Origin of the sequence: Streptomyces sp. NBC_00239 (assembly GCF_036194065.1) — a bacterium.
In the GTDB taxonomy this organism is placed as follows: Bacteria; Actinomycetota; Actinomycetes; order Streptomycetales; family Streptomycetaceae; genus Streptomyces.
The window spans coordinates 240,996-266,778 of sequence record NZ_CP108096.1 but is presented as its reverse complement, the minus strand read 5'-3'; the positions used below and the strand labels follow the sequence as shown (position 1 = coordinate 266,778).

At 70.9% G+C, this 25,783-nt stretch carries 20 protein-coding genes; 15 read left to right on the top strand and 5 right to left on the bottom strand.

Features of this window, described 5'->3' with window-relative positions:
- Positions 1–42: 42 nt before the first annotated feature.
- Entirely contained in the window at positions 43–2,067 is a 2,025-nt protein-coding gene (locus tag OG764_RS39115) for a hypothetical protein (RefSeq protein ID WP_328973581.1), read from the bottom strand.
- Between the two features lie 408 nt (positions 2,068–2,475).
- Between OG764_RS39115 and OG764_RS39110 the strand changes: the two genes are divergently transcribed.
- From OG764_RS39110 to OG764_RS39050, 13 genes are all read left to right on the top strand, one after another.
- Positions 2,476–2,748, top strand: a complete 273-nt coding sequence (locus OG764_RS39110; protein ID WP_328973580.1) for a hypothetical protein — start codon at positions 2,476–2,478, stop codon at positions 2,746–2,748.
- 78 nt (positions 2,749–2,826) lie between these two features.
- Positions 2,827–3,684 carry a hypothetical protein gene (locus OG764_RS39105; RefSeq protein WP_328973579.1) on the top strand — a complete coding sequence of 286 codons (858 nt, stop codon included), beginning with the start codon at positions 2,827–2,829 and terminating at the stop codon, positions 3,682–3,684.
- Positions 3,681–4,520 carry a hypothetical protein gene (locus OG764_RS39100; protein ID WP_328973578.1) on the top strand — a complete coding sequence of 280 codons (840 nt, stop codon included), beginning with the start codon at positions 3,681–3,683 and terminating at the stop codon, positions 4,518–4,520. Before OG764_RS39105 ends, OG764_RS39100 begins: the two co-directional genes overlap by 4 nt.
- Positions 4,521–4,562: 42 nt before the next feature.
- Positions 4,563–5,429 carry a hypothetical protein gene (locus OG764_RS39095; RefSeq protein ID WP_328973577.1) on the top strand — a complete coding sequence of 289 codons (867 nt, stop codon included), beginning with the start codon at positions 4,563–4,565 and terminating at the stop codon, positions 5,427–5,429.
- 80 nt (positions 5,430–5,509) lie between these two features.
- Entirely contained in the window at positions 5,510–5,899 is a 390-nt protein-coding gene (locus tag OG764_RS39090) for a hypothetical protein (protein WP_328973576.1), read from the top strand.
- Entirely contained in the window at positions 5,896–6,336 is a 441-nt protein-coding gene (locus OG764_RS39085; protein WP_328973575.1) for a hypothetical protein, read from the top strand. Before OG764_RS39090 ends, OG764_RS39085 begins: the two co-directional genes overlap by 4 nt.
- 36 nt (positions 6,337–6,372) lie before the next feature.
- A complete protein-coding gene (locus OG764_RS39080) occupies positions 6,373–7,335 on the top strand; it encodes a hypothetical protein (RefSeq protein WP_328973574.1) in 963 nt (320 codons plus the stop codon).
- An 85-nt stretch (positions 7,336–7,420) separates the two neighbouring features.
- A complete protein-coding gene (locus tag OG764_RS39075; protein WP_328973573.1) occupies positions 7,421–7,657 on the top strand; it encodes a hypothetical protein in 237 nt (78 codons plus the stop codon).
- Between the two features lie 221 nt (positions 7,658–7,878).
- Complete coding sequence (locus tag OG764_RS39070; RefSeq protein WP_328973572.1) at positions 7,879–8,274, top strand: DUF3307 domain-containing protein; 396 nt, start codon at positions 7,879–7,881, stop codon at positions 8,272–8,274.
- 121 nt (positions 8,275–8,395) lie between these two features.
- Positions 8,396–8,935, top strand: a complete 540-nt coding sequence (locus tag OG764_RS39065; RefSeq protein WP_328973571.1) for an HD domain-containing protein — start codon at positions 8,396–8,398, stop codon at positions 8,933–8,935.
- The gene (locus OG764_RS39060; RefSeq protein ID WP_328973570.1) at positions 8,932–9,990 is read left to right on the top strand and encodes a hypothetical protein; all 1,059 of its coding nucleotides are present in this window, start codon (positions 8,932–8,934) and stop codon (positions 9,988–9,990) included. The genes OG764_RS39065 and OG764_RS39060 overlap by 4 nt, the downstream gene beginning before the upstream one ends.
- A gap of 165 nt (positions 9,991–10,155) precedes the next feature.
- Positions 10,156–11,649, top strand: a complete 1,494-nt coding sequence (locus OG764_RS39055; RefSeq protein ID WP_328973569.1) for a nuclease-related domain-containing protein — start codon at positions 10,156–10,158, stop codon at positions 11,647–11,649.
- A 142-nt stretch (positions 11,650–11,791) separates the two neighbouring features.
- Entirely contained in the window at positions 11,792–12,295 is a 504-nt protein-coding gene (locus tag OG764_RS39050; protein WP_328973568.1) for a hypothetical protein, read from the top strand.
- A 113-nt stretch (positions 12,296–12,408) separates the two neighbouring features.
- On the opposite strand, the gene OG764_RS39045 is transcribed toward OG764_RS39050, so the two are convergent.
- The 4 genes from OG764_RS39045 to OG764_RS39030 form a co-directional block, all read right to left on the bottom strand.
- Positions 12,409–15,177: a serine/threonine-protein kinase gene (locus OG764_RS39045; RefSeq protein WP_328973567.1), complete on the bottom strand. Its 2,769-nt coding sequence runs from the start codon at positions 15,175–15,177 to the stop codon at positions 12,409–12,411.
- A gap of 196 nt (positions 15,178–15,373) precedes the next feature.
- Positions 15,374–16,051, bottom strand: a complete 678-nt coding sequence (locus OG764_RS39040) for a RapZ C-terminal domain-containing protein (protein ID WP_328973566.1) — start codon at positions 16,049–16,051, stop codon at positions 15,374–15,376.
- 614 nt (positions 16,052–16,665) lie between these two features.
- Positions 16,666–17,982: a hypothetical protein gene (locus OG764_RS39035; protein WP_328973565.1), complete on the bottom strand. Its 1,317-nt coding sequence runs from the start codon at positions 17,980–17,982 to the stop codon at positions 16,666–16,668.
- Positions 17,983–18,121: 139 nt separating this feature from the next.
- Positions 18,122–20,839 (bottom strand): hypothetical protein, encoded by a 2,718-nt coding sequence (locus tag OG764_RS39030; protein WP_328973564.1) that lies wholly within the window; start codon positions 20,837–20,839, stop codon positions 18,122–18,124.
- Between the two features lie 1,106 nt (positions 20,840–21,945).
- On the opposite strand from OG764_RS39030, the gene OG764_RS39025 reads away from it, so the two are divergent.
- Together OG764_RS39025 and OG764_RS39020 are read left to right on the top strand one after the other, a co-directional pair.
- Positions 21,946–23,124 carry a ParA family protein gene (locus OG764_RS39025; RefSeq protein ID WP_328973563.1) on the top strand — a complete coding sequence of 393 codons (1,179 nt, stop codon included), beginning with the start codon at positions 21,946–21,948 and terminating at the stop codon, positions 23,122–23,124.
- Positions 23,121–24,170, top strand: a complete 1,050-nt coding sequence (locus OG764_RS39020) for a hypothetical protein (protein WP_328973562.1) — start codon at positions 23,121–23,123, stop codon at positions 24,168–24,170. Before OG764_RS39025 ends, OG764_RS39020 begins: the two co-directional genes overlap by 4 nt.
- Positions 24,171–25,783 lie beyond the last annotated feature (1,613 nt).

The following is a 25,783-nucleotide window of genomic DNA, read 5'->3' as shown; positions in this document are numbered from 1 at the left end:
CCCGCACGTCCGGCAGGCCGGCGGGTGGGACACGGGGCGCGGTCAGGGGCGTGCCCGGGTCGCGAGCAGGTCGGCCACCACCAGGGCCAGGCGGTTGGCGGCCGCGGCGTCCTGGTCCGAGGGCCGTGCCAGGAACTGCAGGTTTTCTCCTCGGGCCGGGTGATCGTGCAGGTCCGGAAGGACGGTGAGGGCCGGGATGCCCTCGGCGCGCAGGGCGTCACGGATGGCGGCGAGGTGGTGCTGCTCGGCGTCGAGGGCGTTGTCGACGTGCGCGATCGCGAGCGCGATGGGGGTGTCGTCCGGCCGGCTCAGGTGGGCGAGCAGGAACCGCGCGGTGGCGGCCGGGTCGGCGGGCTGGATGGTCTCCTCGATCAGGTGCTGCCAGGGGGTGAGGCTGTCCTTGCGGGTGCGGGCGTCGGCCGCGGCCCACCGGGGGTGGTGTTCCTGCCACGTCTGCTCGCCCCAGCGGGCGATGGCGGCCGGGGCGGCCTCGCGCAGGACCTCCTCGACGAGGGCTTCGTCGCCCGTGCTGCCCGGAAGGTCGAGGGTGCGGTTGTGGTCGATCCACACGGCGGCGACGGCGTCCCAGGTATGCGGGTGGCGGATGGCCCCTTCGCGGCCGAGGAAGGCCAGGAAGTCCTGGCGCCAGAGGTCCAGGGTCTCGGCGTCGATGTCTTCCGGCAGCAGCAGCGGCTCGTCGTCTTCAGGGTCGGGGTCGGGGTCGTGGTCGGGCTGGAAGTCGTCCCACCAGGCGTCGGTGTCCGCTGGGTCGTCGGCGTCGTAGACGTCGGCGTTGTTGTCCGAGACCCGGTCCCAGACGTACATCTCGAACGTCTCGTCCAGGAAGCGCAGGAGCTGGGAGTGGGCGTCGCTGGCTCGGGCGCGGGCGGTGAGGTAGCGGGTGTTGAGCCAGTCCCACATCTGTGCCCAGTCGGGGCGCCGGTCGAGGATCTCGGTGGCTCCCCAGACTTCGGGGTCGAGGTCGGTGATGACGAGGGCCGCGTCCGCATGCCCGGCCAGGTGGCGCAGCTGGAAGGCGGCGCCGGCGTCGAGGACCACGGTGTCGTGCCCGCGGGCCGCGTCGGCGAGCAGCACCTCGGCGTTCGGTTCGCCCGGGGAGAGGATCATGCCGCGCAGGGTGCCCGGCCCCGGCAGGTCGGGCAGCAGATCGTGCCATCGTCCCGGCTGCGGCGTCGCCGAACTCAGGATCCGGTGGAGGCCGTTGGGGTCGTCGGCGCCGATCAGGGCGACCTGGGCGCCGGTGCGTGCCAGTGCGCCGGCGAGGGTGAGTGCGGTGGTGGTGCAGCCGAGTCCGGCCTGCCCGCGGGAGCTGGTCACGGCGATGATGCCGCGGGCAGGGCCTCCGGCCGGGCCGACGGGGCGGGCGGCGATGCGCTGGGGCTTGGGGCCGTCGAGTTGTCCGGGCTCCGGCGCGCTCCGGGTCCAGTCCGGAACGTGGCTGGTGTGCAGGCCGGCGCGGCGCAGGGCGCGGCTCCACAGTGCCGTCTCCTGGGGCGGCAGGGCGCCGGCCAGGCGGTCCCATGCCTGGCGCTCGCCGGGCTGTGAGGTGCGCGCCGACCACAGCGGTTCGAGGCCGGCGGCCAGGATGCGGTCCTCGGCCTGCTGGAGGGCGGCCGGTCGGGCGCGCAGGGTGAGGTGGGCGCGGTGGCCGGGGCGGGCCAGGAGCAGCGTGTCGGTGCGGCTGGGGTGGGGGCGGGCCCGCAGTCCCGGGATGCCGGCGATCCCGGTGTCGGTGCGGACCGGCAGGATCCGGCCGAGCAGCTGGGTCAGATGGTCGGGGTGGGGCCACAGCACGAGCGTGTCGATGTCCGGGGAGACCCCGCGCAGCCCGAAGAAGGTGCCCGCGGCGGAGGGCGCGGGGATCTGCGGGTGGGGCCGGGCGAGGGTGCGGACGAGGGCGGCTTCGAGGAGCTGCTGGGCGGGGTCGGTGACGTCGGGTACGAGGCCGAAGTACAGGCCCCGGGCCTGGTAGAAGGCGTGGGCGGCCTGGCGGGGCTCGCCGGTGTACTGCTGGCGCAGCAGGATCGTGTTGCTGTCCCTGGACATGGGGGGATCCGTTTCCGCGGCACGACTGCCCGGACCGGCGCGCCGACAGACGCAAGGGGTGGCGGTGCTACTGACGTGACGATTCGTCTCTTCCCGCCGCTGGCGCACCTGTGGGTCCGGGCCACCGGGTGCGGACGGAGGCAGCAGTCTCTGCCCGGGGGACACCATAGCGCTCGCCTCGAAGCGGCTGTGCCCGTTTCCGGCCACCGCGACCGCCGTGCGCGGACGTGGCTGCCGCGCTGTGTCCTGCCGGATCAGGGGTGGTGTCCGAGGCCGCGTCACGGCCGCATGGTGGCTCCGTCGGGGGTCGCTCCCCACACCCCTAGGGCTAGTTTTTCACAATGCTTGACGTTGTTTAGTGATGTGTGGGATCATATTTCTTGACGGCGTTAAGCGTTAGGGGAGAACATGGCCACCAAGAAGGACCTGAACCAGCTGAAGAAGAAGGCTGAAAAGCAGGGATTTCGGTTCGTAGAGACCAAGAGCAGCCACTACAAGGTGTACCTCGTCCTTTCCGAGGCCACCGACGAGCAGAGCGAGGAGCTGACCTTCGTCACCACGTTGTCCAGCACCCCAAGCGAATACCGCAGCCTGAAGAATGCGGAAGCGAATCTCAAGCGCTTCGGCTTCGTCCACGAGACCGAGCGCAAGGGCAAGCCCAAGCCCCAGCGCACTCGCTGATCGGCCGGGGGCGCCGGGGTCACCCCCGGCGCCCGGCCGACCGCGCCGTCACTGCCCTGCCCCCGAGATGAGGAAGCCATGACCCAGACCAGCTACAACGTGCGCGTGGAGTACGACGTGAGCGAGCTGCCGCCCGACACGATCATCAGCGCTGTCCACGAGGACCTTTCCCGCTACGACGCCTCCGTCGGCTCCTCCCCCGCCGGCGGACTGACCGTGCGCCTGTTCATCGAGGCGGACAGCCCCGTGGACGCCGGCACCCGCGGCGTCGAGTACGTCCAGGGCGCCCTGCTCAAGCACGAGATCTACCCCAACAAGATGAGCGGCTTCGAAGTGCTCACGGAGGACGAGTTCGACCGCCAGCAGGCCCTGCCGCTCGTGCCGGAACTGGCCGGCATGGCCGAGGTCGCGCAGATCACCGGCAACACGAAGCAGCGCGCCAGCCAGCTGCGCCCCGCGCTGGAGCCCTACCTCGTCCAGGAGCTGGCCTCCGGGCCGGTCTACCTCGCCGAGGGTGTGCGCAGGTTCGCGGACAAGGAGTACAACCGCACGCCCGGGGTGCGCCGCACCGAGATCCCCCTGAGCCCGCTCGAGCGCGCCCTGCTGGAGACCCTCGCCGCAACGTCCTACGGCACCGAGGTGCCCTCCCCCGCCGCCGGCCACCAGGTCGCAGCCGGCGCGATCGAAGGCGTCATCGGCAACGGCCACCAGCTGCACCTGCACGCCCAGCCCGACGACTCCGACATCATCGTGGCGCTCGGCGCCCTCGAGGAGCACGGCCTGGTCCGCACCCGTCAGATCTTCAAGAAGGAAACGAAGGACCTGGACGCCGGCCACGAGGAGGACCTGGTCGTCTCCCTCACCGGCAAGGGCGAGCGCCACTCCGGCATCACCGCCCCGTCCGCCGGCGACGCCGGCCCGGAGGGGGCCAAGTGACCGCGGCCGCGGCCGGCGAGGTAGCCGCAGCGCGTCCGGACACGGATCTCCACATCGCCGTTCTCAACGGCCACCGCGAGGCGTTCTTCGACGCCGGCCACGCGCAGCAGCTCGTCGAGCAGTGGAACAGCGTCCACGCCGGCACGATCGACCGCGACCGGGCCGAGGGATACCCCGAATCCGCGGAGCGGCTCACGGGACACGTCGAGTCCTGCACGCAGGAGCACTGGCGCCTTCGCGGACCGGGCGGGATGGCCGCGGTATGGACCCGGGTGCCGGCGTTCCACACGCAGCATGCGCGCAGTGCGAGCTTCACCGGCTTCGCCCGCCGGCGCGAGCTGCAGGCCAGCGGTCCGTACGTTCGCAGCGTCTGGGAGTTCCAGAGCTGGTTCACCTCCCAGGCGGTGCGCCGGGGCATCGAGTTCCGCCCCCGTGGCGTAATCGAGGTCAAGGCCTACGGAGTCGACCAGCAGGCGGTGGAGACGGCGTTCGAGGACACGGTCGCCCACGTGCTCGCCAGCCCGAACTCCGACGACTACCTCGATCCGGCCGGCGTCCTCAAGGTCCTGCTCGGCCTGGCCGACCACGACGTCCGCCGCTACATGACCTTCGAGGCGCCCCTGCACACCGATGTGCGCGCGGCGATCGCCTGCGGCCTCGTCGAGGAGGAGGCCCAGCTGCAGCTCACCGCCGAGGGCCGGGCCTTCGCCGAGCGTCATGCTCTGGCCGCCCTGCCCGACCCGCGGCGCGATGCCTGGGAGGAGCTCCCGGAGCTCACCGCGGCGGTCACCGAGCTCGGTGACCTGCACGCGGCCGCGGCCCAGCTCCCGCGCTAGCCCTCGCCGTCCCCGTCCCCGTCCCATGAAGGAGATCTCGACTTGGCCCACCACCAGGAACCCGACCCCGCACTCGACCAGGCCCTCATGGCGGTCGTCTCCCCCAGTGACGACTTCCTTCAGGACGCCCGCAGCAAGGCCGAACTGGCCCGGACCCTGGCCCACTTCGACGCTCTCGGGCGCGGCGTGGCGGCAGCCTTCAACGCCCGTGGCGTCGAGGGCGGCGGCTGGACGCACACCATGACGCCCGCTCACTGGGGCAACGTGACGGTGGGCCACCGCGACGGGATGCACTTCTCCTTCCGGCACCACGGGCGTTCCCGCAAGGGCGCCGCCGGCCGCCGCCTCACCGTGGAGACCGGATACCCGCACGGCTACAGCGGATGGCGCGCCGATCCGATCACCGTGTCGATGGACCGTGACCCGGATGCCATCGCCGGGGACGTGCTGCGCCGGCTGATGCCCGCCTACCAGGACACCCTCCGCGAGGCGCTGGAAGCCGCCGGCCGCAGGGAAGCGGCGCGGCGTGCGCGGGCCGGGCTGAACGAGCTCATCGAACAGCTCGTGCCTGGCCTTCACGGCATCGGCGGGCTGGACCCGCGCTCCGCTCCGGACCGGGACACCTCATTCTGGTCCGGCCGTGATCATGTGCCCGAGGGCCAGGTCGCGCTGCCCGTCGACGGGCGGGTGACGCTGAACCACGACGCCAGCGAGGTGGAGGTCAAGCTCACCCACGTACCGCCCGCTCTCGCCCTGCATCTCCTCGACTACCTGCGCCGGTGCGGCGTCATCGCCGGCCGGGTCCATGCAGTCGGCCCGGCGCGCGTCATCGCCGGGGAGGTGGAGCCGCGTGAACCCCTCCACGAGCGGGCGCAGCCGGAAGCTCGCCTGCTGCTCACCGGCGCATGACGCCCGAGCCCGCGGCCGCAGCCTCGGCTGCACCGTCCGCACAGCCCTCCCCGTTATCCCGCACCGAAGAAGGGACGCACATGTATAAGGACTTCACCTCCGGCCAGCTTGCCGATGCTCTGGAACGCGTCAAGGACCTGTCGCCCGAGCTGACCGGTCCGCTGTCGATGCTTGACGAGGCGAGCCTGGGCTGGACCTCGCGCTACCCGCAGCTGGCCGAGCCCCAGCAGGCGTTCAGCCAGGCGCGGCACAAACAGTGGCCCCGCACCCGCACCGAGCAGACCTGGCAGGAAGTCGTGACCACGGCGGCCGCTCTCTCCACGGCGCTGCGCGAGCTCGGCGACATCCGGCTGGAGCGGTGCACCGCGCAGACCGGGTGGGGCACCTGCGGTCTGACGCTGCCCGAGCAGGGTCCGTGCCGCGCCGAGAAGGAGCACCTCGCTCCGGCTGGCTCGGAGACGGACCAGTGAGGCCGGGCGCAGGGCAGGTCTGGGCGGGGGACGGCGACGTCCTCGAAGTGGAGTCCTTCGACGGCGCCTACGCGGTGGTCTTCAGCCGCCAGTTCCGCCAGCAGCAGGTCGTCAACGGCGGCCACTTCGGCCGGCGCTTCCATCTGGTGTACGGGCCGGAGGCCTCCACGCAGTGGCATCAGATCTGGGTCGAGCCCGCCGCCGAAGTGGCGGACGAGCAGACGTGGATCTCCGAGATCGACGCCGCGCTGCTGCGCGGCGGCAAGGGATTCGTCGTACGGCAGGGCCCGGCCCACGAGGCCAGGTTCGCGCGGGGTGTCCAGGGATTCGAGCTGAAGGTCTTCGGCGAGCAGGTCGTCTACGACGAGGTGTTGCGCGCGCTGGCCTCGTTCGCTCCGCCCGCCGTCGTCGTAGCCGACGCGCACCACGAGGGCTGAGGACCGGCCACACCTGCGAGGAGGGGAGTCACCGAGGTGACGGAATGGTGGAAGCCCGCGGGCGTGCAGCCGGCGGACGGAGAGAAGACCGGCATGGTGGTGCCGCGGCTGACGCTGGACCCGGAACTGCCGGCGCCTGTCCAAGAGCTCCTGCGGCAGGCCGAGCCCGCGCAGCTGCGCGCAGCGCTGAGCTCTGACCTCACCAGCGAGTGGTGGGGGCTGGCCGACCCGCTCGGCGGGCGTCGCGCCTCCTGGTGGTTCGGATGGATGTTGCTCAGTGCGTTCGCCCGCAGCGTGCCCATGGCCGAAGCTGGAATCTGCGCCTACGGGCTGGCCGCCGCGATCGCGGTGTCGAAGCGCCGACGGCGCCTGTCGGCACTGCGCCGGATAGCCGCTGTGCACGCCCATTTCGTCCTCAACCAGGAACTCGACTCCGACGCGGGCGAGCTGCTTGCCCGTGCCGCACGGGCCGTCTCCCATGTACAGCGCTCCTCGGTGCAGCGGCTGGACCCGGCTGACAAGCAGCACAACGACCGTCGGCTGGACAGCCAGGTGTGGGAGATCGCCGACTCGCTGCGCACCTACAGCCGCGTGGCCGGACAAGGCCCCACGCAGGCGGTGAGCGAGGTGGTGGCGCAGGCCCTGGAACCCCGCAACAAGGTCCTGCGGATCAGCCTGGCCAGTATCGGGCGCCGCGTCGAGGCCTTGGAGCACTACGCCGCACAGATCGCCGAGGCCGAACGGCGGCGTCACGAGCTCAGGCAGCTGCGGCAACTGGCCACGGGGACCGAGGAACTCCTCGACCTCCTCGCGTCCACCGCCCGCGATGAGCTCGCGGTCGCCGAGATCGAGGGGATGAGCGACGAGGTCGCCAAAGCCCTCGACCTCTTCAACGAAGCGCTGCAGTCGGCACAGGATGCCGCCGCCGTGGCGCTGCCCTCACCGGTGGCGACGAGCACGCACCCCGCGGCTCCGTCCGGCGGGACGGAAACACCGTGAGGAACAACCCGCCCGGCGCTTACGCCCAGGGCGCCCACCTCCGCGCGACGGCATTCCCAGCCCCAGGAAGTCAGGAGATCACCGGATGGGCGATCAGGACCAGGACCTCAGCGACGCAGAGGTCGAACTTCGGATGGCCAACGCCGCGCAGGCCGAAGAGCAGGGCCGGTTCCGTGATGCTGCCCGCCTCTACGACCAGCTCGGCAAGGACATCCAGACCCATCACGGACGCTTCGACGCCCGCGCGCTCGACGCCTTCGAGGGAGTGGCCCGCGCGATCCGCAAAGGTGCCGAAGGCGCCAAGGACCCGACGGCAGGATGACCACCTGGACCGAAACTGAGCGCCCCGTGCCCGGCTCCCCGCCTCCGCCGCCCGCCTCGTACTCGGACCATCGGCGTGCGCCGTCCGCTCGCCTCTGCGCCGCTGTGAGGGGCGTCACGCCCCGTCTGGTCTTCGGGAGCGGAGCGACAGGCAAGGCGCAAGCACAGTGAGTCAGCGCACCCCAAAGCGCGCAACTCACGTGGCTATGGAGGCACTTCCCCTTGTTCGCCACCGTGTTCGTTCTGCTGTACGCCGCGCATCTGCTCTCCGACTACGCCCTGCAGAGCGATCACCAGGCCGAGCACAAGGCCGAGCCCGGCATCACCGGATGGTGCGCCAACCTGTCCCACGCCGCGACACACGTACTCGTCTCGGCGGTGCTGCTGGCCCTGGGCACAGCGGTGCTGAACCTGCCGTTGAGCGGTCCGATCACGGCCGTCTCCCTGGCGTGGGTCGGCGCCTCGCACGCTCTTCTGGACCGCCGGTGGCCTGTCCTGTGGTGGATGGAGCACGTCGGCCGGGCGCCGAAGTACGCGGCCAACGGCGGCGCCGCCTTCGTCGACCAGGCCGGTCACGTCACCGCGCTCGTCCTGGCTGCCCTTGCGGCCGCCGCCTGATCCGCATCGCTGCCGTACTCCGTGCCCGGCGCCGCTCGGCGTAGGGCAGGGTGTTTTCCAACCAACCAGGCCGTGTGACGGTCGAGATCGAAGCCGGGTGCCGCCCGGTGAAGGAGCAATCATGTTGTCCGTCAGCGAGGTCGACCTTCTGGCCGAGGGCGCGCATGCCGGCCAGGTCGACAAGATCGGCGTCCCCTACATCGAGCATGTCCGCGCGGTGGCCGCCGGGCTCGCGCCGTTCGGCGACGAGCTCGTCATGGCGGGCCTCCTGCACGACGTCGTGCAGGACACCGACTGGACCGCCGAGAAGCTGGCGGGCGCCGGGATTCCCGAGCGGGTCGTCAGGATCGTCGAGGCGGTGACCAACGAGGCGGGCATGACGTACGAGGAGAAAATCCGGCGCATCACCGCCGACCGGTCGGCGACGCTCCTGAAGATCTCCGACAACGCCCACAACAGCCGCCCCGACCGAGCCGCCCAGCTCCCGGCGGAGAAGCGGGAGCGCCTGACGGCGAAGTACCGCACGGCGCGCGCCGCATTGTGGCCGGCAGCGAGCCGCGCCGACGTCGAGGCGATCGTGCGGATCGTCAATCCTGCGCTGCTCGCCGAGCTGGATGAAGTCTTCGGCTCGTCCTCGGCTCCTGTGGGAGGGCCCGCGTGACCCAGCCCGGTGACCGCAACGATCCGGTCGAGGAAGTCACCCGGCTCCTGAAGTCGGCCGCCGGCCCCGTGAACCCCATGGTGCTGCTGGTCGGTCCTCCCCTGTCGGGCATCACGCGGTCGATGTACGAGGCGGTCCAGAGCTGCCTCCCGCACGGGCGGCTGTACCGGCTCACCGCTGCCGACCTTGCGGCCCGGCCAGACCTTCCAAGCCTGTTCAGCGGGGACGGCCCGTACGTCCTGTGGCTCGACGGCCTGACGCCGGCCGACCTCGTCCTGCTCGGCCGCGGAATCCTCGATCAGGTCCTCCCCCGCGCCCTGGTGCTGGCCAGCATCGACACCTTCTGGGCCGACCGCGTACTGCGGGACAGCTCGGCAGCCACCGCCCCTGCCCGGACGGTCCTCCTGGAATACGCGAACCGCATCACGGTGCCGTTCACGCTGACCCCGCGCGAGCGGTCCTGGCTCAGGGAAATGGGCTACCCCGTCAGCAAAGGGATCGCCGAGTCGCTCGTCGGCGGCGAGAACCTGATCAAGCACTACCGGCGCGGAGCGCGGAGTAACCCCGACGGGCATCGGCTGGTCCAGGCCGTCGTCGACGTACGTCGCTGCGGTGTCCATCGCCCGCTCCACGAGGACGAGTTGCAGAGCCTGTGGGAGGCACAGGGTCGCTGCGACGACTCCTTGCACGCGTTCCGGCGCGCGTTGGACTGGGCCAGCTCCATCCCCGAGGGCGCCACGACGGGACTTCTCTTCCGTGCACGCGGCGGCGAGTCGGACGCCTGGCGGGTGCTCGGCTACGCGGCCGGCGCCGACAACGGAGATCACGGGCATAAGGCCCGTCCCCTCGACGATGGCGCGTGGAAGCGGACGCGGGAGGTGTTCGCGGACGTCGACGATCAGTACGCGCTGGGCATCGCCGCGCACCTGCACGGCCGTGCCGACACCGCACGCCTCGCCCTCACACACACCGTTCAGGTTTCGGCCCCGGAGCATCCCCTCGCAGCTGCGGCGGACGACGCACTCCGGTCTCTGGAGGCCGAGGGCTCGGTGTAGCGCCCACCGGTGACGCCTGATCGAGCGCTGCGGCTGGCGGACTCCAGGGCGGCAGTGCGCAGGAAGTTGGTGGCTTTGTCCGGCAGGCGGAGGCTTCGTAGTGTTCTGGGGGGGGGGCGGGAAACTCGGTACGCGGCAGGTCAGGCGGGGTGAAGAATCCCGGGTATGCGGCATCTCCTTCCCTCGCGCCCCGTGCCGGAGCACCGGTACATCGAGCGCGTTCTGCGCCACTCGCCGGACTCGCTGGTCCGGCTGATCGCGGCCACCAGCCCTGGGCTTCCGGCCGTCCGTGACCTCGGGAAGCGGGCTCTCGGCCCGTACGGTCCGTGGGCCCTGCAGGATGCGGCGTGGGTGTCCCTGGCTCTGGGAAGCGACGCCAGGCCGGCGGCAACGAGCGACGACCTCGCGGAGATCGTCGGCCTCTACCTGGCCCTGGACGACCCGGTCACCCACGACCCCGACGACGGATTCCGGCTGGAGCGCTTCCTCCAGCGCGTCACCCACCAGCAGGGCGGCTGGCAGGAGAGCGACTACGCGCAGCTCAGCCGGTCCGTCGCCCTGCTCCAGCAGACGCCTCAGCCCGACGGTCTGGAAGTCGTCCGCCCCGGATGGGATCACGAGTTGCTCGGCTGCTCGCTGACCGACTACGTCGGCCTCGCCGAACTCGTCTGGGCCTGCGCCACCCACCACCCGGACCCGCGCCGCCGGGGCCGGTTCGCCGTGGAGTGGTACCCGGCCCGGGACTACGTCGAGTTCGACCATCTGCGCTCTCCTGCCCAGGTCAAGGCTGTGCTGCGGCGGCACTTCGCCACCACCAAGCTCAGGCTCCGTACGAGCTTCCCCGCTGGTGCCGACCCTCTCGTGAGGCGCTACACCCACAACCCCCTGCGGTCCCGCCCCCTGGTCAGCGGGATGCCCGGCGGGTACCTCGTGCCGGTCCCGGCCGCGGTGCTCGCCAAGGCCACACCGCTCGGCTTGTACTACACCGGGGGCGACAACAACTCGGAGCGGGGCAAGGCCTTCACCCGCGACCTGGGCCACCTGTTCGAACGGTACGTGGGCCGCCAGCTCGCCCTGCTCGCCGACGCCGAGGTGCACGCCGAGGTGGAGTACAAGCTGCCCAAGAAGCAGAAGGGGAAGTCGGTCGACTGGATCGTGGTCTTCCCGGACCTGGTGCTCCTGGTCGAGGTCAAGTCGACCAGGCCGGGCGAGGCGCTGCGCCTGGGCGCGGAGAACTTCACCACGATCCTGGACAGCCAGTTCCGCAAGGCCTTCAAACAGGTCGACAACTCGGCGGACCGCATCCGCTCCGGGGCGCACCCCGAGTTCGACCACATCCCGCGGGATCGTCCGATGGTCGGCATGGTGGTCACCGCCGAGCAGTTCCACCAGATCAACACGCCCGAACACCGGAGCGAGCTGCCGTCGACCAGCGTGCCAGTGACCGTGACCGCCATCCAGGAACTGGAGGACGCGGTCACCATCACCGGCACAAGCCTGGCCGACGTGCTGCGCGCGAGCGCCGCCGGCGGTGGCGCGGCGCTGCGGCCGCTGTTCCAGGGATACAAGTTCCTGGATCACAACGCGGTTCTGGAGCAGGGCTGGTCGGCCATTCCGTTCGCGCGGCCCCGAGGCCCCGGCAGGGGGCCAGCCCGGTGACACCGTGCGCGAATGGGGCGCCCTGTCCGGGGGGACACCACGTCCGGCGCCCTCGCCGTCGAACGTGCCGACCACTCGATTCCCGCGGTCAGGCCGCCCCCTCGTCGACGGCCTGACCGTGTGAGCAGGCATGATGCTCTTCATGAAGGACGAGGAAGCACCTGCCCCGGCGCTGACCCCGGCCGCAGTGCGACGGCGGTTCGCCGCTGCGGCGTGGGGGTCGGCCATCGCCTGGCCGATACTCACCGCCGCCGTCTCCCCCCTGCTCATGTGGTGGATGGACATCAGCTGGGACGAGATGCTGACCGCCGACTTCGCCGCGTCGGCCCTCCTCCCGCTCGTCCCGGTGACCCTCTACTTCGCCGTCGACGCGGCGCGCACCGTACGCAGGGAGCAGCAGGAGGTCGCCGAGAACGCGCTCGTCCTGGTCGCCGCTGCCCGGTCCGGCGACCCGTCGGACCTACGGAACAGCGCACGCCATTTCGGCAACTCCCTGTTGCAGGCCAGGAGCGCGTTCAACACGCGTGTTCTTCCACGGCAGGCCACTCTGCACTTCGCTCGCGGTGTCCTCGGCGAGGCAGAGGCCGCTCAGCTCAGTACCGCGTCCCTGGAGGCCGTCGGGGAGCTGGCCCAGATGAAGGCATAGCCGGCGCTGCCCCGCCTCGCGAGGCGTACGCGCGCCGGCATCCGTTGCCGCCGGCCAGGCGGATTTCGCGAACGCGACCGGCCGTGCAGCGTGGGTGCCTCAGCGCTGTGCGGTCAGTTGCTGGTCGAGGGGTTGACGGCGTTGCGGATGGCCATGTCCACGGCCCGTTCGCCCGCGAGTTCGTAGTAGTAGCGGGCGCTGCCGGGATGCTCGTGCAGCACCCCGGCGAGGATCCGGGCTGCCTGGCCGTGCAGACGGCGCAGCCAGTCCCGCGTCGCGATCTGCTGGTCGAACTCGTTGGACGCCTCGTCCCAGGTGCACATGCCGCGGGCGGCCTCCTCCAGGAGGTCCCACTGCTCCTCCTCGGCAGCGTGGCGGGCGACGCCGCGCAGCCAGGCGATGGCCCGCTTGGACTCGTTCCAGTGCGGCCAGCCGGTGCCGTCGCCCCGGACGTGTGCGGTCATCGCCTCCACCAGGGTGCGGGTCTGCTCGGGGTGGTCCAGCAGGAGCGGCGCGGCCGTGTCCATGTCCAGGCCGGGCAGGACGTCCAGGTAGAGCTCGTAGTCGTCGCCGTGGTCGGCGGCCAGAGCCAGCAGCCGACGGGCGGCGTCGGTGTCTCCCTGCTGGGCTGCCGCCAGGACCTGGTGGGCCCGCGCAACGGGGAGGTCGATCTCCGGTGCCATCTCCTGCTCGACCAGGTCGAGGAAGTCGGCGATCGTCTGCGGGCGCTGGAGCGGATCGCGGTAGGTGCACCGCCGTACGACGCCGCGCCAGGGCCCGGCCGGCAGCAGCGGCACGTTCACCTCCGGGGGAAGGCCGGTGAGCAGCCAGCCGATGACCTTGCCCAGGCTGTAGATGTCGCTGGCCGGGGTGGCGTTGTGCGGATCGACGGACAGTTCGGGGGCGCCGAACTCGGCGGTCCCGATCGTGGTGCCGGTGCGCTTGGGGTTGGTCGTCTGCCCGCGGGGACGGCGCACGATGCCCCAGTCGCCGAGGACCCAACGGCCGTCGAGGAGGAGGATGTTGGCGGGTTTGATGTCGCGGTGCAGGTAGTCCAGGCGGTGGGCGTCGGTCAGCGCGGAGGCGACCGCGTCGACCAGGGCGCGCAGTTGCGCCTCGTCGCGCTGCAGCTCGGGCTGGAGGCCTTCGGCGGTGTTCTGGGCCATCGGCATGACGAACCACTCGGCCCGGGGGCTGGAGTCGAGGACGGGCATCACGTGGCGGTTGGCGCCGAGCTTCTGCGCCACCTCGATCTCGCGCAGCATCCTCGCGGTCAGGTTCTCGCGCAGCGAGCGCGGCTTCTTGAACGCGACGACGGTGCCGGTCTCCTTGTGCACGGCCTCGTGGACGATGCCCATGCCGCCCTGGCCGTCCGGCAGCGGGAACTTCTCAAGCGCGTAGTCCTTCTTCACTCCGCGGGCCTGGCGGCGCACCGCGTCGTACGGGTCGTCGGCCGGCGGTGGCGCGAGGTCCCCGGCCGTGGGTGCGTCGGCGGGGACGTGGCCGGTGATCTTCATCAGGACGGGGTGGACGGCGTTGACGTCGTTGGTCGGCAGGGATCCCAGCAGGTACGCGGGGCCGCCCGCCGGGCTCTGGAGGAGCCCGAGTACGTCGCCGAGCTGCACCTCGGCGACCGCGTCGCTGGTGCGGCCGGCCGCGTCGAGGGCGTGCACTTCCACGCCGACCCCCGAGCCGGAGCGTCCGGCCACCAGGACGGTGTTCCCGCCGCGGTACGCCAGATGTCCCGGGTAGGACACCGGGGTCGGCATCCAGTCCTCGCGTCCCCGGGCGCTGGTGCTGACGGCGAGGTCGACGACGGCGCTGTGTCCGCCGGCGGCGAGGAGGAAGCGCCGCTCGCCGAGCCAGGCGGCCGAGCGGACCGCCGCGTCGAAGTCGAGGGAGAAGCGCTGCTGGTCGCCCACCTGCTCGGCGAGCCGGGTGAGCGCCAGGGTCGAGCCGGTGCCGGCGCCGAGGGTCGCTCCGGATCCGGACAGGACCCACACGCTCGCGTCGGGGCCCAGCAGCAGGTTGGCGTTCGCCTCGAATCCGCCGCCGGCCGCCTGCAGTACGCCGTCGCGCCACCTCACCGCAGCCGGCCCGCACAGCACCCACACCGTGCCGTCGGGCAGCACCTGCGCATCACCGTGGACGCCGGGGAGCGGCAGCCGCCACCTGGTCCCTCCCCGCTGCAGGTCCACCTCGGCCAGACCGGTGTCGGTGGTGAGCAGCGCACGGTCGGCGGACTCCCAGGCCATCCCGGTCGGCCGCAGCGGCCAGGACTCGCCCGCCATGACGACACAGAGGTCGACGCCCGCCGCCGGCCGGGACGGCACGCTCGCCGCGCCGGCCGGGCGGGCCGCCAGGGCCAGTGCCGGGGCCGGCTCCGGAGGCTGTTCCAGCAGAAGGTCGTGCAGCAGGGTGTGCGGCGGCCGCGGCGGGCGGAAGGCCGCGCGGATCAGGGACGCGAGGGAGGCGAGGTCGCAGACGGCGGCCTCGAGATGGTCACGGTCCAGGAGAACGCCCTGCGCCGACAGGACGCTGCTCACGGCGTCGTCGATCTCGTGGCCCTCGACCCTCGCGCAGAGCAGGATCCATCGCACCCCTTGCCCGAGGTCTCGTTCGCGGGCGCGCACCGCGGCGCGGGCCGCCTCGGGTGCGTCGTCGCCGGCCGCGGCCGACACGGTGATCGCGTAGTCGCGTCCGGCGAGTTCGAAGAAGACGGCCGGCTCGTCGGGTGAGCGGTGGGCGCTTGTCGCGTCGGGGTCGGCGCGCCGGATCAGGGTTGTCACCACCTCGACCAGGAGCCGGTGGCGGTCCTGCGCCGGTAGTTCGTCGCTGTGGACCTGGCCGTATTCGGCCAGCAGCTCCCGTACGTCCTGCATCGCCCCGCCCGTGCATCGTGCCGGCCCCGGGCGCCGTGCCCGCCGCGGCGATTGTCCCGCACGGCAGGGCGCGACATGCGCGATCACCGGAATCCCGCCGGACGGGCGATCCTGCGGACCGCTCCGGGCCCTGCTCGCCGTCGGCGTCCCGCTCCCCTGGCGCTGTGGCCGGGCGGGGAGGGCGAGCGTGACGGCATCAGGGCGCCGGGGGTGTGCTGCGCCTGTCGGGATATCCCGGCGGTGCGGGGTCGATGATGCCGAGTGCGCACCCCTGCGCGACGGCCTCGTAGAGGGTGCGCGCGTGGAGATGGATCTGCACGCGATATAGCAGCCGGCCCGCGGTCTCCGGGCGCACGCTGAGCTCCTTGGCGACCTCCAGATGGTGCCAGCCGCGCGCGAGGAGCCGGAGCGCGGCCAGTTCGTGCTCAGTGAGCAGCGGATGCCACCGCAGGATCGGCCGGGTGATGTGCGGGTGTTCGGTCTCCACGCCGTAGCCGGCGGCGCGCAGGCGCTCGGCCACCTCTTCGGCGACTGCGACCGACCGGTGGCGGCCGCCCCCGCAGACCACGTGCAGGTCGACGCGCCGGCCGGCCCTCGCCTGCCCAAGGAGCGCGAGCGCGCGCCGGGTGCTGCGGTCGATGAGGCGCTCGGCTCCGGGCGAGCTGAGGACGTAGGCGCGCACCTCGGGATCCAGGCCGGTGGAATGGAGCATCCGGTCGCGCATGGCCGGGTCCTCGGGCGGGTTGCGCAGCGGGCGGGTATCCACGCGCAGTGCGTCGCCCCGGGGTGCGTCGTGGTGGCCGTCGCCGTAGCTCGTGATCACGGTCTGGATGAGGGCATGCGGGGACTGGGAGCCCATGAGGTCGCTGGTCATGCGGTCAGTCTCGGATCAACTCGGTTGGTCGGGAAGGCTGTTGGATGTGTTGCACGTTGCCTCTTTCTGCGGCGCAGCGAATCGTGCTCATGTCGCCAGCGCGGGCAGGCGGCCGAGCCCTACGCGGCGGGTGGGGTCGGCGGTGTCCCAGCCGCGCCCTCGGACTTCGAGGAGGTCGCGCACGTTGCCCTCTGGATGGTCGTGGCCGGACCGTCGGGCAGAGGGCCGCCCCGCGCGTGCTCTGAGTCGGCCGGGTTCTCCCGGCCGGACCATTCGGGGGCGACGGCTTCCAGGGGTGCGTCGACGGTGTTCGGGGAGGGACGGTCTTCGATGCGTCGGTCGGCAGCAGCCAGAAGATGCGCCGGTCGTAGCGGCCGGTGTCCCTGCTTCGGTCCCTCGGGCATCGTTGCAGGTCAGTGGGCTTGTGGCGCGGTTCTCAGGGACAGAAAGGGACTGAGTTCCACAATTGAGGGGCGCTGGAGTGGGTACGGCGTTCGGGGTGCCCGGCACGAGCGGCAAGACCGGCCACTGCTGGGCCGCGCACCAGCGGGCCACCCGCTCCGGATCGGGACGCGGTGCGGGCCGGACTCCGATCGGGGAACCAAATGTCCTGCTCATGCGGCTCGCTCCGCTTCCTGGCCGTCGGCAGGATCCGGTCCGTTCCAGATCGGCCGGTAGCGGTCCCGTACGTCCCAGCCGCGCCAGCGTTGGTCGAGGAGTTCGCCGGTGTCGGGGTCGATGACGCCTTCGGGAACCAGCACGGGACGCGGCCGCTGGGGCCGGGCCCGGGTGCTCCGTTCGGCGATGTACCGCTGGTAGTTGGCGCGCTCTCGGGCGTGCCGCGCTCTGCGGCGCTCGCCGAATCCCGCGGTGCCCTGCTGTTCGGCGGCCTCGGCAAGGACCTGGTCGTCGGGGTGGAGGCGGGCGGGGCCGGCAAGGTCGGGGGCCAGGTAGTACAGGCCCTCGCACTCGCGGGCGAGGCCGTCGGCGACGAGTTTGTCCAGTCGGCGGGCGACGGTGGTGCGGTGCAGGCTGGTCGCCCGCTGCAGCTGGGCGGGCGCGAGTCCTTCCGTGACGTCGAGGCAGGCCAGGATGCGGGCGCCGCTGGTGCCGTGGGCGAAGTGGTGGAAGGCGTCGTGGGCCATCACCGAGGCGAGTGCGGCGGTGTCGGTGAAGGTGTGCGGATCCGGGACAGTTGCCATCTCCCCGGGAGTGGGGGGCAGAAACTGTCCCGGCGCTGCACGAGCGAGGAGCTCGGTGACGTGGTCGGGGATCTTCAGCCGCCACCGTGAGCCGTGGTTCTTGCCGGTGCCGGCCTCCAGCAACTGAAGCCACCCGGCTTCGACGAGCCGCTTGTCGCTGGCCTCGGCGGTCGACTTCGCGCAGCCCATCCGCTCGGCGTGCGGGCGCAGCGCGGTGGTGTGCTCCAGGCCGCCGGCCCGCTCGCACAGCGTGAGGCGTGCGGCGATGTTCTTCTGGTCGACCGCTCCCCCGCCGCGGGACGGCCAGGCGAGGTGTTCCACGGCATGGCGGACCTCGTTGATCCGTTCCAGGGCGTCCGGGCGGCCGGTGATCGCGGTGTTGCGGGCGGCGAACTCGCGGGCCTTGTCCAGCATCGCGGTGAGCTTGTTCTCCGCATACTGGGTGCCCTTGCGCTCGCGGAGCCTGCGCGCCCACCAGCCGCCCCGGGTCGGCGTGTAGATGAGGGCCTGGTGGAAGTCGGCGGGCGTCCATTCGCGGCCGGGCTGCGAGCAGGCGAGCGCGAGCGCCATGGTGAGCCGGTAGCCGGAGTCAGGATCGTCCCGGCCGGCGTAGCGCCCCTCGACGTCGCCCTCCAGCAACAGCCGACGGGAGCGTCGGGTGAGCGGGCGCCGCTCCCACACCGGCACCACCGGGGTACGGCGGGCCCGGGGAAGAGTCCTGGTGGTCATGGCATCTCCCCTGCTGGCAGGGGGGACACCACATCCCGGAGCACCCGCACCTGCCGGCAGCATCCCGGTGGTGAGGAAGAGGACGAACGTGGGCTGCCGTACGGCGCCGAGACCGTGGCGGTGGTGATGCCGAGGGTGGTCATGCCGCGCTCACCGCCTCCAGGGCCCGTGCCCCGGCATGCTGGGCCCGGTCGTCGGGAAGCTGCTGGTCGGCGAGTTCGGCACAGCGGCTCGCCCAGTCCGTCACCCTGGGCCGAGCCGGCTGCTCGCCCCGGGCGGTCCGCAGGCGCCGGGCCCGGTCGGCGAACAAGACCTCCACCGTTCGCCCCAGGGCCTCCTCCGCTGCCCGTTCGGCGGCCGCCTGGGCCATCGCCCGGGTCGGGTACCGGTGCGCCGAGCGCATCTTGGCGTCGTACGCCTTGTCCGCCTCGCACTCGGCCTCGGCCGTCCGCATCAGCCGACCGTTCAGGCTCTCGCGTCGCTGGTCGCAGAGCTTCTCGACGACCTCCCGGGCAGCGAACAGCAGGCCGACGTCCTCGATGCCGTCACCGCGCAGCCGGTCCAGGTGCTGCTCCAGCAGCAACCGGGTGTCCGCCGTGCACCGCGCGGTGGCCTCCGCGACCGCCGACGGGTCGGTGAGGTCGGCGCGGGCCATCACCGCAAGGTCCACGGACTCGGCCAACAACCGCTCCACGGCCCGGCGTTCGGTGCACAGCAGGCACCGGCCAGCCGCGTCCGGGATCCCGCAGTCCTCGCAGGGCCGGGCCAGGCGCTCCTGCTCGGCCGCCGCGTTCTGCGCGCGGCGCTGCTCGACGACCTTCGCGCGGGCCTGCTGCTCGACGCGTGCCTGCTCCCGCCGTACGGCCTGGGCCGCTGCCTCGGACGTCACCGCGGCGTTCAGCCGCTTCTCGGTCTCGGCCTGCAGCACCGCCGACGCCGCCCCGACCAGCTCCCGGGCGGTCTCCGCGGCGATCCGCGCACGCAGTCCCCGCCGGTCACCGATCAGGACCTGGCAGCTGGGGCAGTCAGCGCCGGAGTCCATCCGCCGGCCCTCGTCGCACAGCTGCGACCAACACCACGCCCGCTGCGCCAGGCCACGGCCCAGGAGCCACCCCACCGGATCCGTAACGGGCCGGCCCATCTGCTGATCAAGGCGCCGCTCCAGTCGCTCAGCGAGGACCTGTTCGGCCTCGGCCAGGCCGACGATCCCGCGCAGCACACCGAGCTGGACCCGCACCGCAGCAGCGACATGGCGGCGGGCGCCCGGCCGCAGGATCTGCTCCCACACCGGCCGTACCGGCGCGAGCACCGACTCCAAGCCCACCGGCAAGGCCGCAGGCCGTACGAACACCAGCGTCCCCGCCTGCTTCGCCGATGCCTTCACCGAGCCAAGCTCGACCGACCTGCCCGACTCACCAACTGCCGCTTCCTGCAGCTGTTCCCCGCGGAGCGGGCCGCCCAGCCCGCCACCGGCCGCAGCCGCGGCGACCTCGGTGCGATCCGGCCCGCCCTCGCGGGCGCCCGCGCACTCCGGCAGATCACCGCACCCCGGATCGGCTTCGCCGGAAAACCCACCAGCAAGCGAGAGAGAACCAGAGAGAGAAACTCCCAGCGCGTGGTCAGCGTGGAGGGGTGCACCAGCAGGGCGCTCCACCACACCGGTCTCCGGCGCGGGCTCAAGAGCCTCTTCCCTGCTGGTGACAGGGCCTTCCTCCTCCGGCCCGGCTTCAAGATCCCCGGGTGCAGCAACGGGGCGCTGGAAAACCACGGGCTCGACATCGTCGAACGACTCCTGCTGCCAGCCCTCCCCCGAGACCACCAAGGCCTCACCGGCCGCCTCGTCCTCACCCTGAGCCGAACCGTGCGCGCACGACGGGCACTGTTCGGGCTGCTCCTCCAGTTCCTCGGCGCCGCCCTCGACAACAACCTGCGGTGCCGCGTCCCGACCGAACGCGGACGCGATCGCGGGCAGGACCAGCCGGCCCTTGCCGTACTGGCCCGTCTCCGTCGTCCCACGCACCACCTCGACGACCTGGAGCCGCTCCAGGCGGTCGACGACCTTGCCTCCACCGGACACCGAACAGCCGAGCGCCTTCGCGACCGTGGCGTCCGCGCGCCCGCGGCCCTCCTTCACCGACCCGCCGACCAGACGCACCCGCCCGTCCGGCCGCGTCTGCAGCGCGAGCAGCAGCAGAGCGAGCCGGTCCGTCGCAGCGCCCCTCCCCCGCCGAGTCCCCAGCAGCCCCGGCAGCGTCACCGGACCGTCGATCGGCGCCCAGCCCGGCGCGAACAGCGCCTCGCAGAACCGAAGAAGCGTCGCCAGGTCCTTGCGGGCCAAGGCGAGCGGGTGCATCGGATCGCCGCTCTCCCGCGCGGCGAGCAACGGCAGGAACTTCCACTCCAGGCCCGTTACCCGGCCGGCCTCATCCGTCAGCGCTTTGGTCTCCACCACACCGGCCGCGCGCATCATGGGCAGCACCTTGTGGTCGACGTACGACTCGGAGAACCCGAGCCACCGCCCCATCTCCCCCGCCCGAAGACGCAGAACAGCACTACGCGCCGGCGCCTTCGCCAACAGGACCACCGCAGCCAGACGCACCGAATCCGGGACACCCTCAAGGGACTTGTCCGCCAAGAGGCACCGCACCGCGGCATGCAGCCGGGCACGCATCGCCCGGTTCAACACCAGAGGATCACCAGGCCCCGACTCCGGGACCGGACCAGCCAACTCAACAACCTCGCCCACGCGCGCACTACGACGCCAGGACGAACCAGAACGCTTGGATCGAGCCGCTCCATCAGCCGATTTCGGCATGACTGAGCCAGCCCTCGTACGGACAGCGATGATCTGCTCCATAATCGAGGTAGGCAGGGGACACCGTCACCGCGGCTCGATCTGGCTAGGGAAAGCACGAGAGACGAACCCGGCGACACCGGCACTCAGCTGGCTATCTGGCTGACCAACACCCCCTCCACGCAGTGCGAACGGCCCGGGACCGCAGATCCCGGGCTCTTCGCGTTCTGGGCCACCCTGCACGGCATGACCTGTGGATAAGTCCCAGCGGGCGCGACCGTGGCGCACAGGGCGATGCCGGGCGCCGACCGATGAGGTTCTGGGTGCTTAGTCACCCCGGGCGATCGCATGCCCCCACGCAGCACGGAGGAAGAAGGCACGGCATTCCTCCTCTACGGATGGGTTGAGCTGGGCTTTGCGTCGCTTTCGGATCTGGCAAGCGAACCGCTTATCCGAGTTGAATAACGAGGTCCCCCTTAGCGGGTTCTTCCGCGATTCTCGGAATTCAAGATCCTCAGTATTCGATTAAGCGCTCGTCACCCTACACCCTCTCTGACCTGCGGCACTGCCGTTTCGAGATTGGCGTGGCGATGTGGAGTCGTCCCCCAAGGAGCGATATTTTGCGCGTCAGAATCTCTCATTAGAGAGCGAAAGTGGCGTTTGGATTTAGTGACCGAAATTGCGACACCAAGGCAAGGAACCAGCGCAGAACTGGACCGCGTTTTGTGTATGCCAACTGAACTTCTGAGAGTCAAAGTGCGGCCCATATTGTGCTTCCTCGCGTTCGAGGAGACGCACAGTTTGGGGCGACTTCTGTCCCGGTCGTAGGGGCGAGTACCCCGGGTACCCGAGCAGTGCCGTGCGCCGCGAGCTGAGCGGCGCGGTGAGATCATCACTCAGTCCCTCCCTCGGCACGGCGCCTGCACCCACGGTGCGACGAGGGCGCAGGGAGACTTGGTAGAACAACGACCCGCCAGTTTGCTGGCTTCCACCCCGATTCGGCGCCGCAAGAGAGACCCCAACACGCCGTACACAGCATCCCGTTTGCCCCACTTTCGTGGTCAGGGGTCGCCCATCCGGAGCAGCCACCACGCCTGAAACATGATCATCTCGGGCAACACGCCGTACCTTAGCTCACTGACATGTCGGTGACTGATAAGTTGCCCACCATGTCCACCCCGAACAGTGATTCCGGCACTGAAAAGCTCATCGCGAACGTCATGCCAGAGATGCGCCGCGATCTCAAGATCAGAGCGGCTGAACACGGCCTGAACGTCTCAGACGCGATCGTCCATGCACTCCACTCCTGGTACGACACCCCGTCCGCGGAGAAGGTAGAGGTGAAGGGCGCCAAGTCCTGGGCCTCGTACGTTCCTGCCGGAGGAGTCGCCCGCTTCGAGGACGAGTGCGAAGCCCGCAAGGTGACGAAGGTGCAGGGCATCGCCCAGGCCATCACCCTGTGGCTACTCCGCCACCCCTCCCCCGTCGAGCGCGTGGTCCGCCAGCCGGTCAAGCGAATCCTCGTAGGCAATCAGAAGGGGGGTGTTGGGAAGACCTTCATCGCCGCCGCACTTGCCCAGGCCCTCGCAGAGCTGGGCCTCAAGGTACTGCTCGTCGACTACGACCCCCAGGGGCACCTCTCAGCACGCTTGCAGGTTGCTGAGCTCCCCACCGGAGGTGACAGCCTCCTGACGCACATGCTCGGCAAGGCCACGCAGCACCTACGCCGGTCCATCATCGCGCTCGAGGAAGTGCCGATGGAGGGACGCGAGATCAACCCGGGCCCGATGTTCGACGGCAGGCTGCACATACTGCCGGCGTTTGAGGACGCGTTCCTGATGGACGCCTCCCTCGCGACGATGTCCGCGGGTCGAGACACTTGCCTGCGCCGTGCCCTTGAGCCGGTCGAAGCCGACTATGACGTGGTTGTCCTGGATGGCCCTCCCAACCTGGGGCTCGGCATGGAGCTGGCGATCGACTACGTACACCGGCGCCCCGGTGAGCTGACGGACCACTCGGGCATTCTGATCCCGGTCTGGTCCGACAAGTCGTCCTTCCGTGCCTACAACCTGCTCAAGGGGCAGATCGAGACGACGTGCAAGAACCTGCGGATTGAGGTGGACCAACTCGGCTTCATCATCAACGCGTACGACTCGCGCAAGGGCACAGTGACGCGCGGGTTCTATGACGAGTGGAACACCTTGCACTCCCCCATCGTCCTGGCAGAGCTCAAGGACAGCATCGAGGGGCGCGAGTCATCTGACTACGAGATCCCGCTGTTCCAGTTCGCCCCAGACTGCCCACAGGCTGACTCCATGAGGAAGCTGGCCAAGGAGTTGGCGGCATGAGTAAGTACCGTCCCAAGAGCCTGCCGAAGGGTAGTGATTCCGGGCAGCCCGAAGGAGGCGCGGTGCCGCCCGTCCGTACTCGTGAGGAGATCCGCGCCGAGTGGGAGGCCGGCCGGAAGGCCGCTGAGGCAAAGGCCGCTGAGGCTGAGGCCGCGGCGGAAGCCGCTAGCCAGGAGTCCGAGACAGCCGCTGAACCCGAGACGTCGGAAGTCGACGACGGATCTGGGGATGCGCCTGCAGCGTCAAGCGACGCACCGCCGGCCGCCGACGAGAACGTCGTCGAGGAGAGCGGGCCGAGCGCCGAGGTGCTGTTGCATGGAGATGACGACGACGGCCTGGTCCACCTGCCTGTCAACCGTGACCGGAATGGGTATGTGGAGATCCAGCCCTTCAGTAGGCCGGAGAGCGAAGACCCGAAGGAGCGGTTCAACCACTACGCCAGGAGTATCGCGCAGGCCGAGATGGCTGCGCGCGCGAATGAGCAGCGTGTACAGCAGCAGAAGATCATCGTTCAGGGTCAGAACTTCGTCGCTATCAAGGAGGAGGAACTCTGGGAGACGATGGGGTTCCCGAACTTTGACGCGCTGATGAAGGCTCGCTTCGGCTTCGGCAAGAACTACGCGAACAAGATCATCCGAGCTGTTCCGGTTGTGATGGCACTCGAGTCCGTGACGTCGATGGAGCTCGTCGAGAAGCACCTACGACCCCTCTGTCCGGTCTTTGAGACGTTCGGCGATGAGGCCGTGCGGCAGGTGTGGTCGGAGGCATCTCGCAAGAAGATCACGGAGAAGACCCTCCAGGAGGCTGCCGCATTCCTCGGGTTCGCTGAACCTGTCGACCAGAAGGCAAAGGTTGTTTCGCAGCCGTCTGCCCGAGCAGGCAGCCAGACGGGCAGTGATCGCCTGTCCCAAGCTAAGGAGGAGATTCGCTCTCTGCGAGCGACCGACGAGGGGAAGGCGCGGGAGGCTGCCATAGAGTTCATGAAGGCAGCTCAAGAACTGTGCGCTGAGCTCGGCATCGATATGGCCGAAGCGACGGTAGCTTGAGAATCTGAAGAATCCGGCGGAGGCCCGACGCTGCTTTTGAGCGTCGGGCCTCCGCCGTGTTTTGACGCCTGTCGCGTTCCGTCGAGTCGCCACGAGAAGCGAAGGTAGCCGCAGCCCGCGCCGGATCGCCGGGGTGGGTACCCCGGGTACCCGCCCCGGCTCGAGTGAACCTGTTCTCGGCGTACTGCCCGCCCTTGCGCTCGCGCTGCTTGCGCGTCAACCAGCCGCCCTGCATCGGCGTGTAGATGAGGGCGTGGTGGAAGTCGGTCGGCATGCACTCCCGGCCCGGCTGCGAACACGTCAGCGCCAAGGCCGCAGTGAGGCGGAAGCCGGACTCGGAGTGTCCAGGATGGCGGCCCTCGGCGTCACCGTCGAGGAGCGTGGCTTCGATCGGCGCTGATGGTTGGGCGCGTGTTCTCCAGGTTCGCCTCCACGGGCGGGTACCCCGGGTACCCACCCCGGTGGCAGGTCCGCGGGTGGGTACCCCGGGTACCCGCCCCGCCGGCTCCGCCTGCAGGGAGGGACCCCGGGTACCCGCCCCGCCGGCTCCGCCTGCAGGGAGGGGAGGTGGGTACCCCGGGTACCCACCTCGGCGTCAGGTCCGCGGGGAGGGGAGGGGGTGGGTACCCCGGGTACCCGCCCTTGAGGTCCGCGGAGAGGTGGAGGGGGTGGGTACCCCGGGTACCCGCCTCGGCATCGGGTCCACGTGGGGCGCGGGGGAGGCGGGGCGGTGGGTACCCCGGGTACCGGCCTCAGCGTCAGGTCCGCGGGTGGGTACCCCGGGTACCCGCCCTTGAGGTCCGCGGAGAGGTGGAGGGGGTGGGTACCCCGGGTACCCGCCTCGGCATCGGGTCCACGTGGGGCGCGGGGGAGGCGGGGCGGTGGGTACCCCGGGTACCGGCCTCAGCGTCAGGTCCGCGGGTGGGTACCCCGGGTACCCGCCCTTGAGGTCCGCGGAGAGGTGGAGGGGGTGGGTACCCCGGGTACCCACCTCGGCGTCAGGTCCGCGGGGAGGGGAGGGGGTGGGTACCCCGGGTACCCGCCCTTGAGGTCCGCGGAGAGGTGGAGGGGGTGGGTACCCCGGGTACCCGCCTCGGCATCGGGTCCACGTGGGGCGCGGGGGAGGCGGGGCGGTGGGTACCCCGGGTACCCGCCTCGGCATCGGGTCCGCGGGTGGGTACCCCGGGTACCCGCCTCAGCGTCAGGTCCGCGGGTGGGTACCCGGGTACCCACCCTTGAGGTCCGCGGAGAGGTGGAGGGGGTGGGTACCCCGGGTACCCGCCCCTCGCGTTCCGTGCGGGTCTCCGGGTCTCCGGGTCCGCGGGTGGGTACCCGGGGTACCCACCTCGGCGTCAGGTCCACGGGGAGGGGAGGGGGTGGGTACCCCGGGTACCCACCTCGGCATCGGGTCCGCGGAGAGGTGGAGGGGGTGGGTACCCCGGGTACCCGCCCCTCGCGTTCCGTGCGGGTCTCCGGGTCTCCGGGTCCGCGGGTGGGTACCCCGGGTACCCGCCTCAGCGTCAGAGCCACCTTGAAGAGCTACGGCTGCGCCTTCATCCATTCCCCCTCGGTGGCCGCTCGCATCAGCCATCTGGTCGATTCACTCGCTTGGA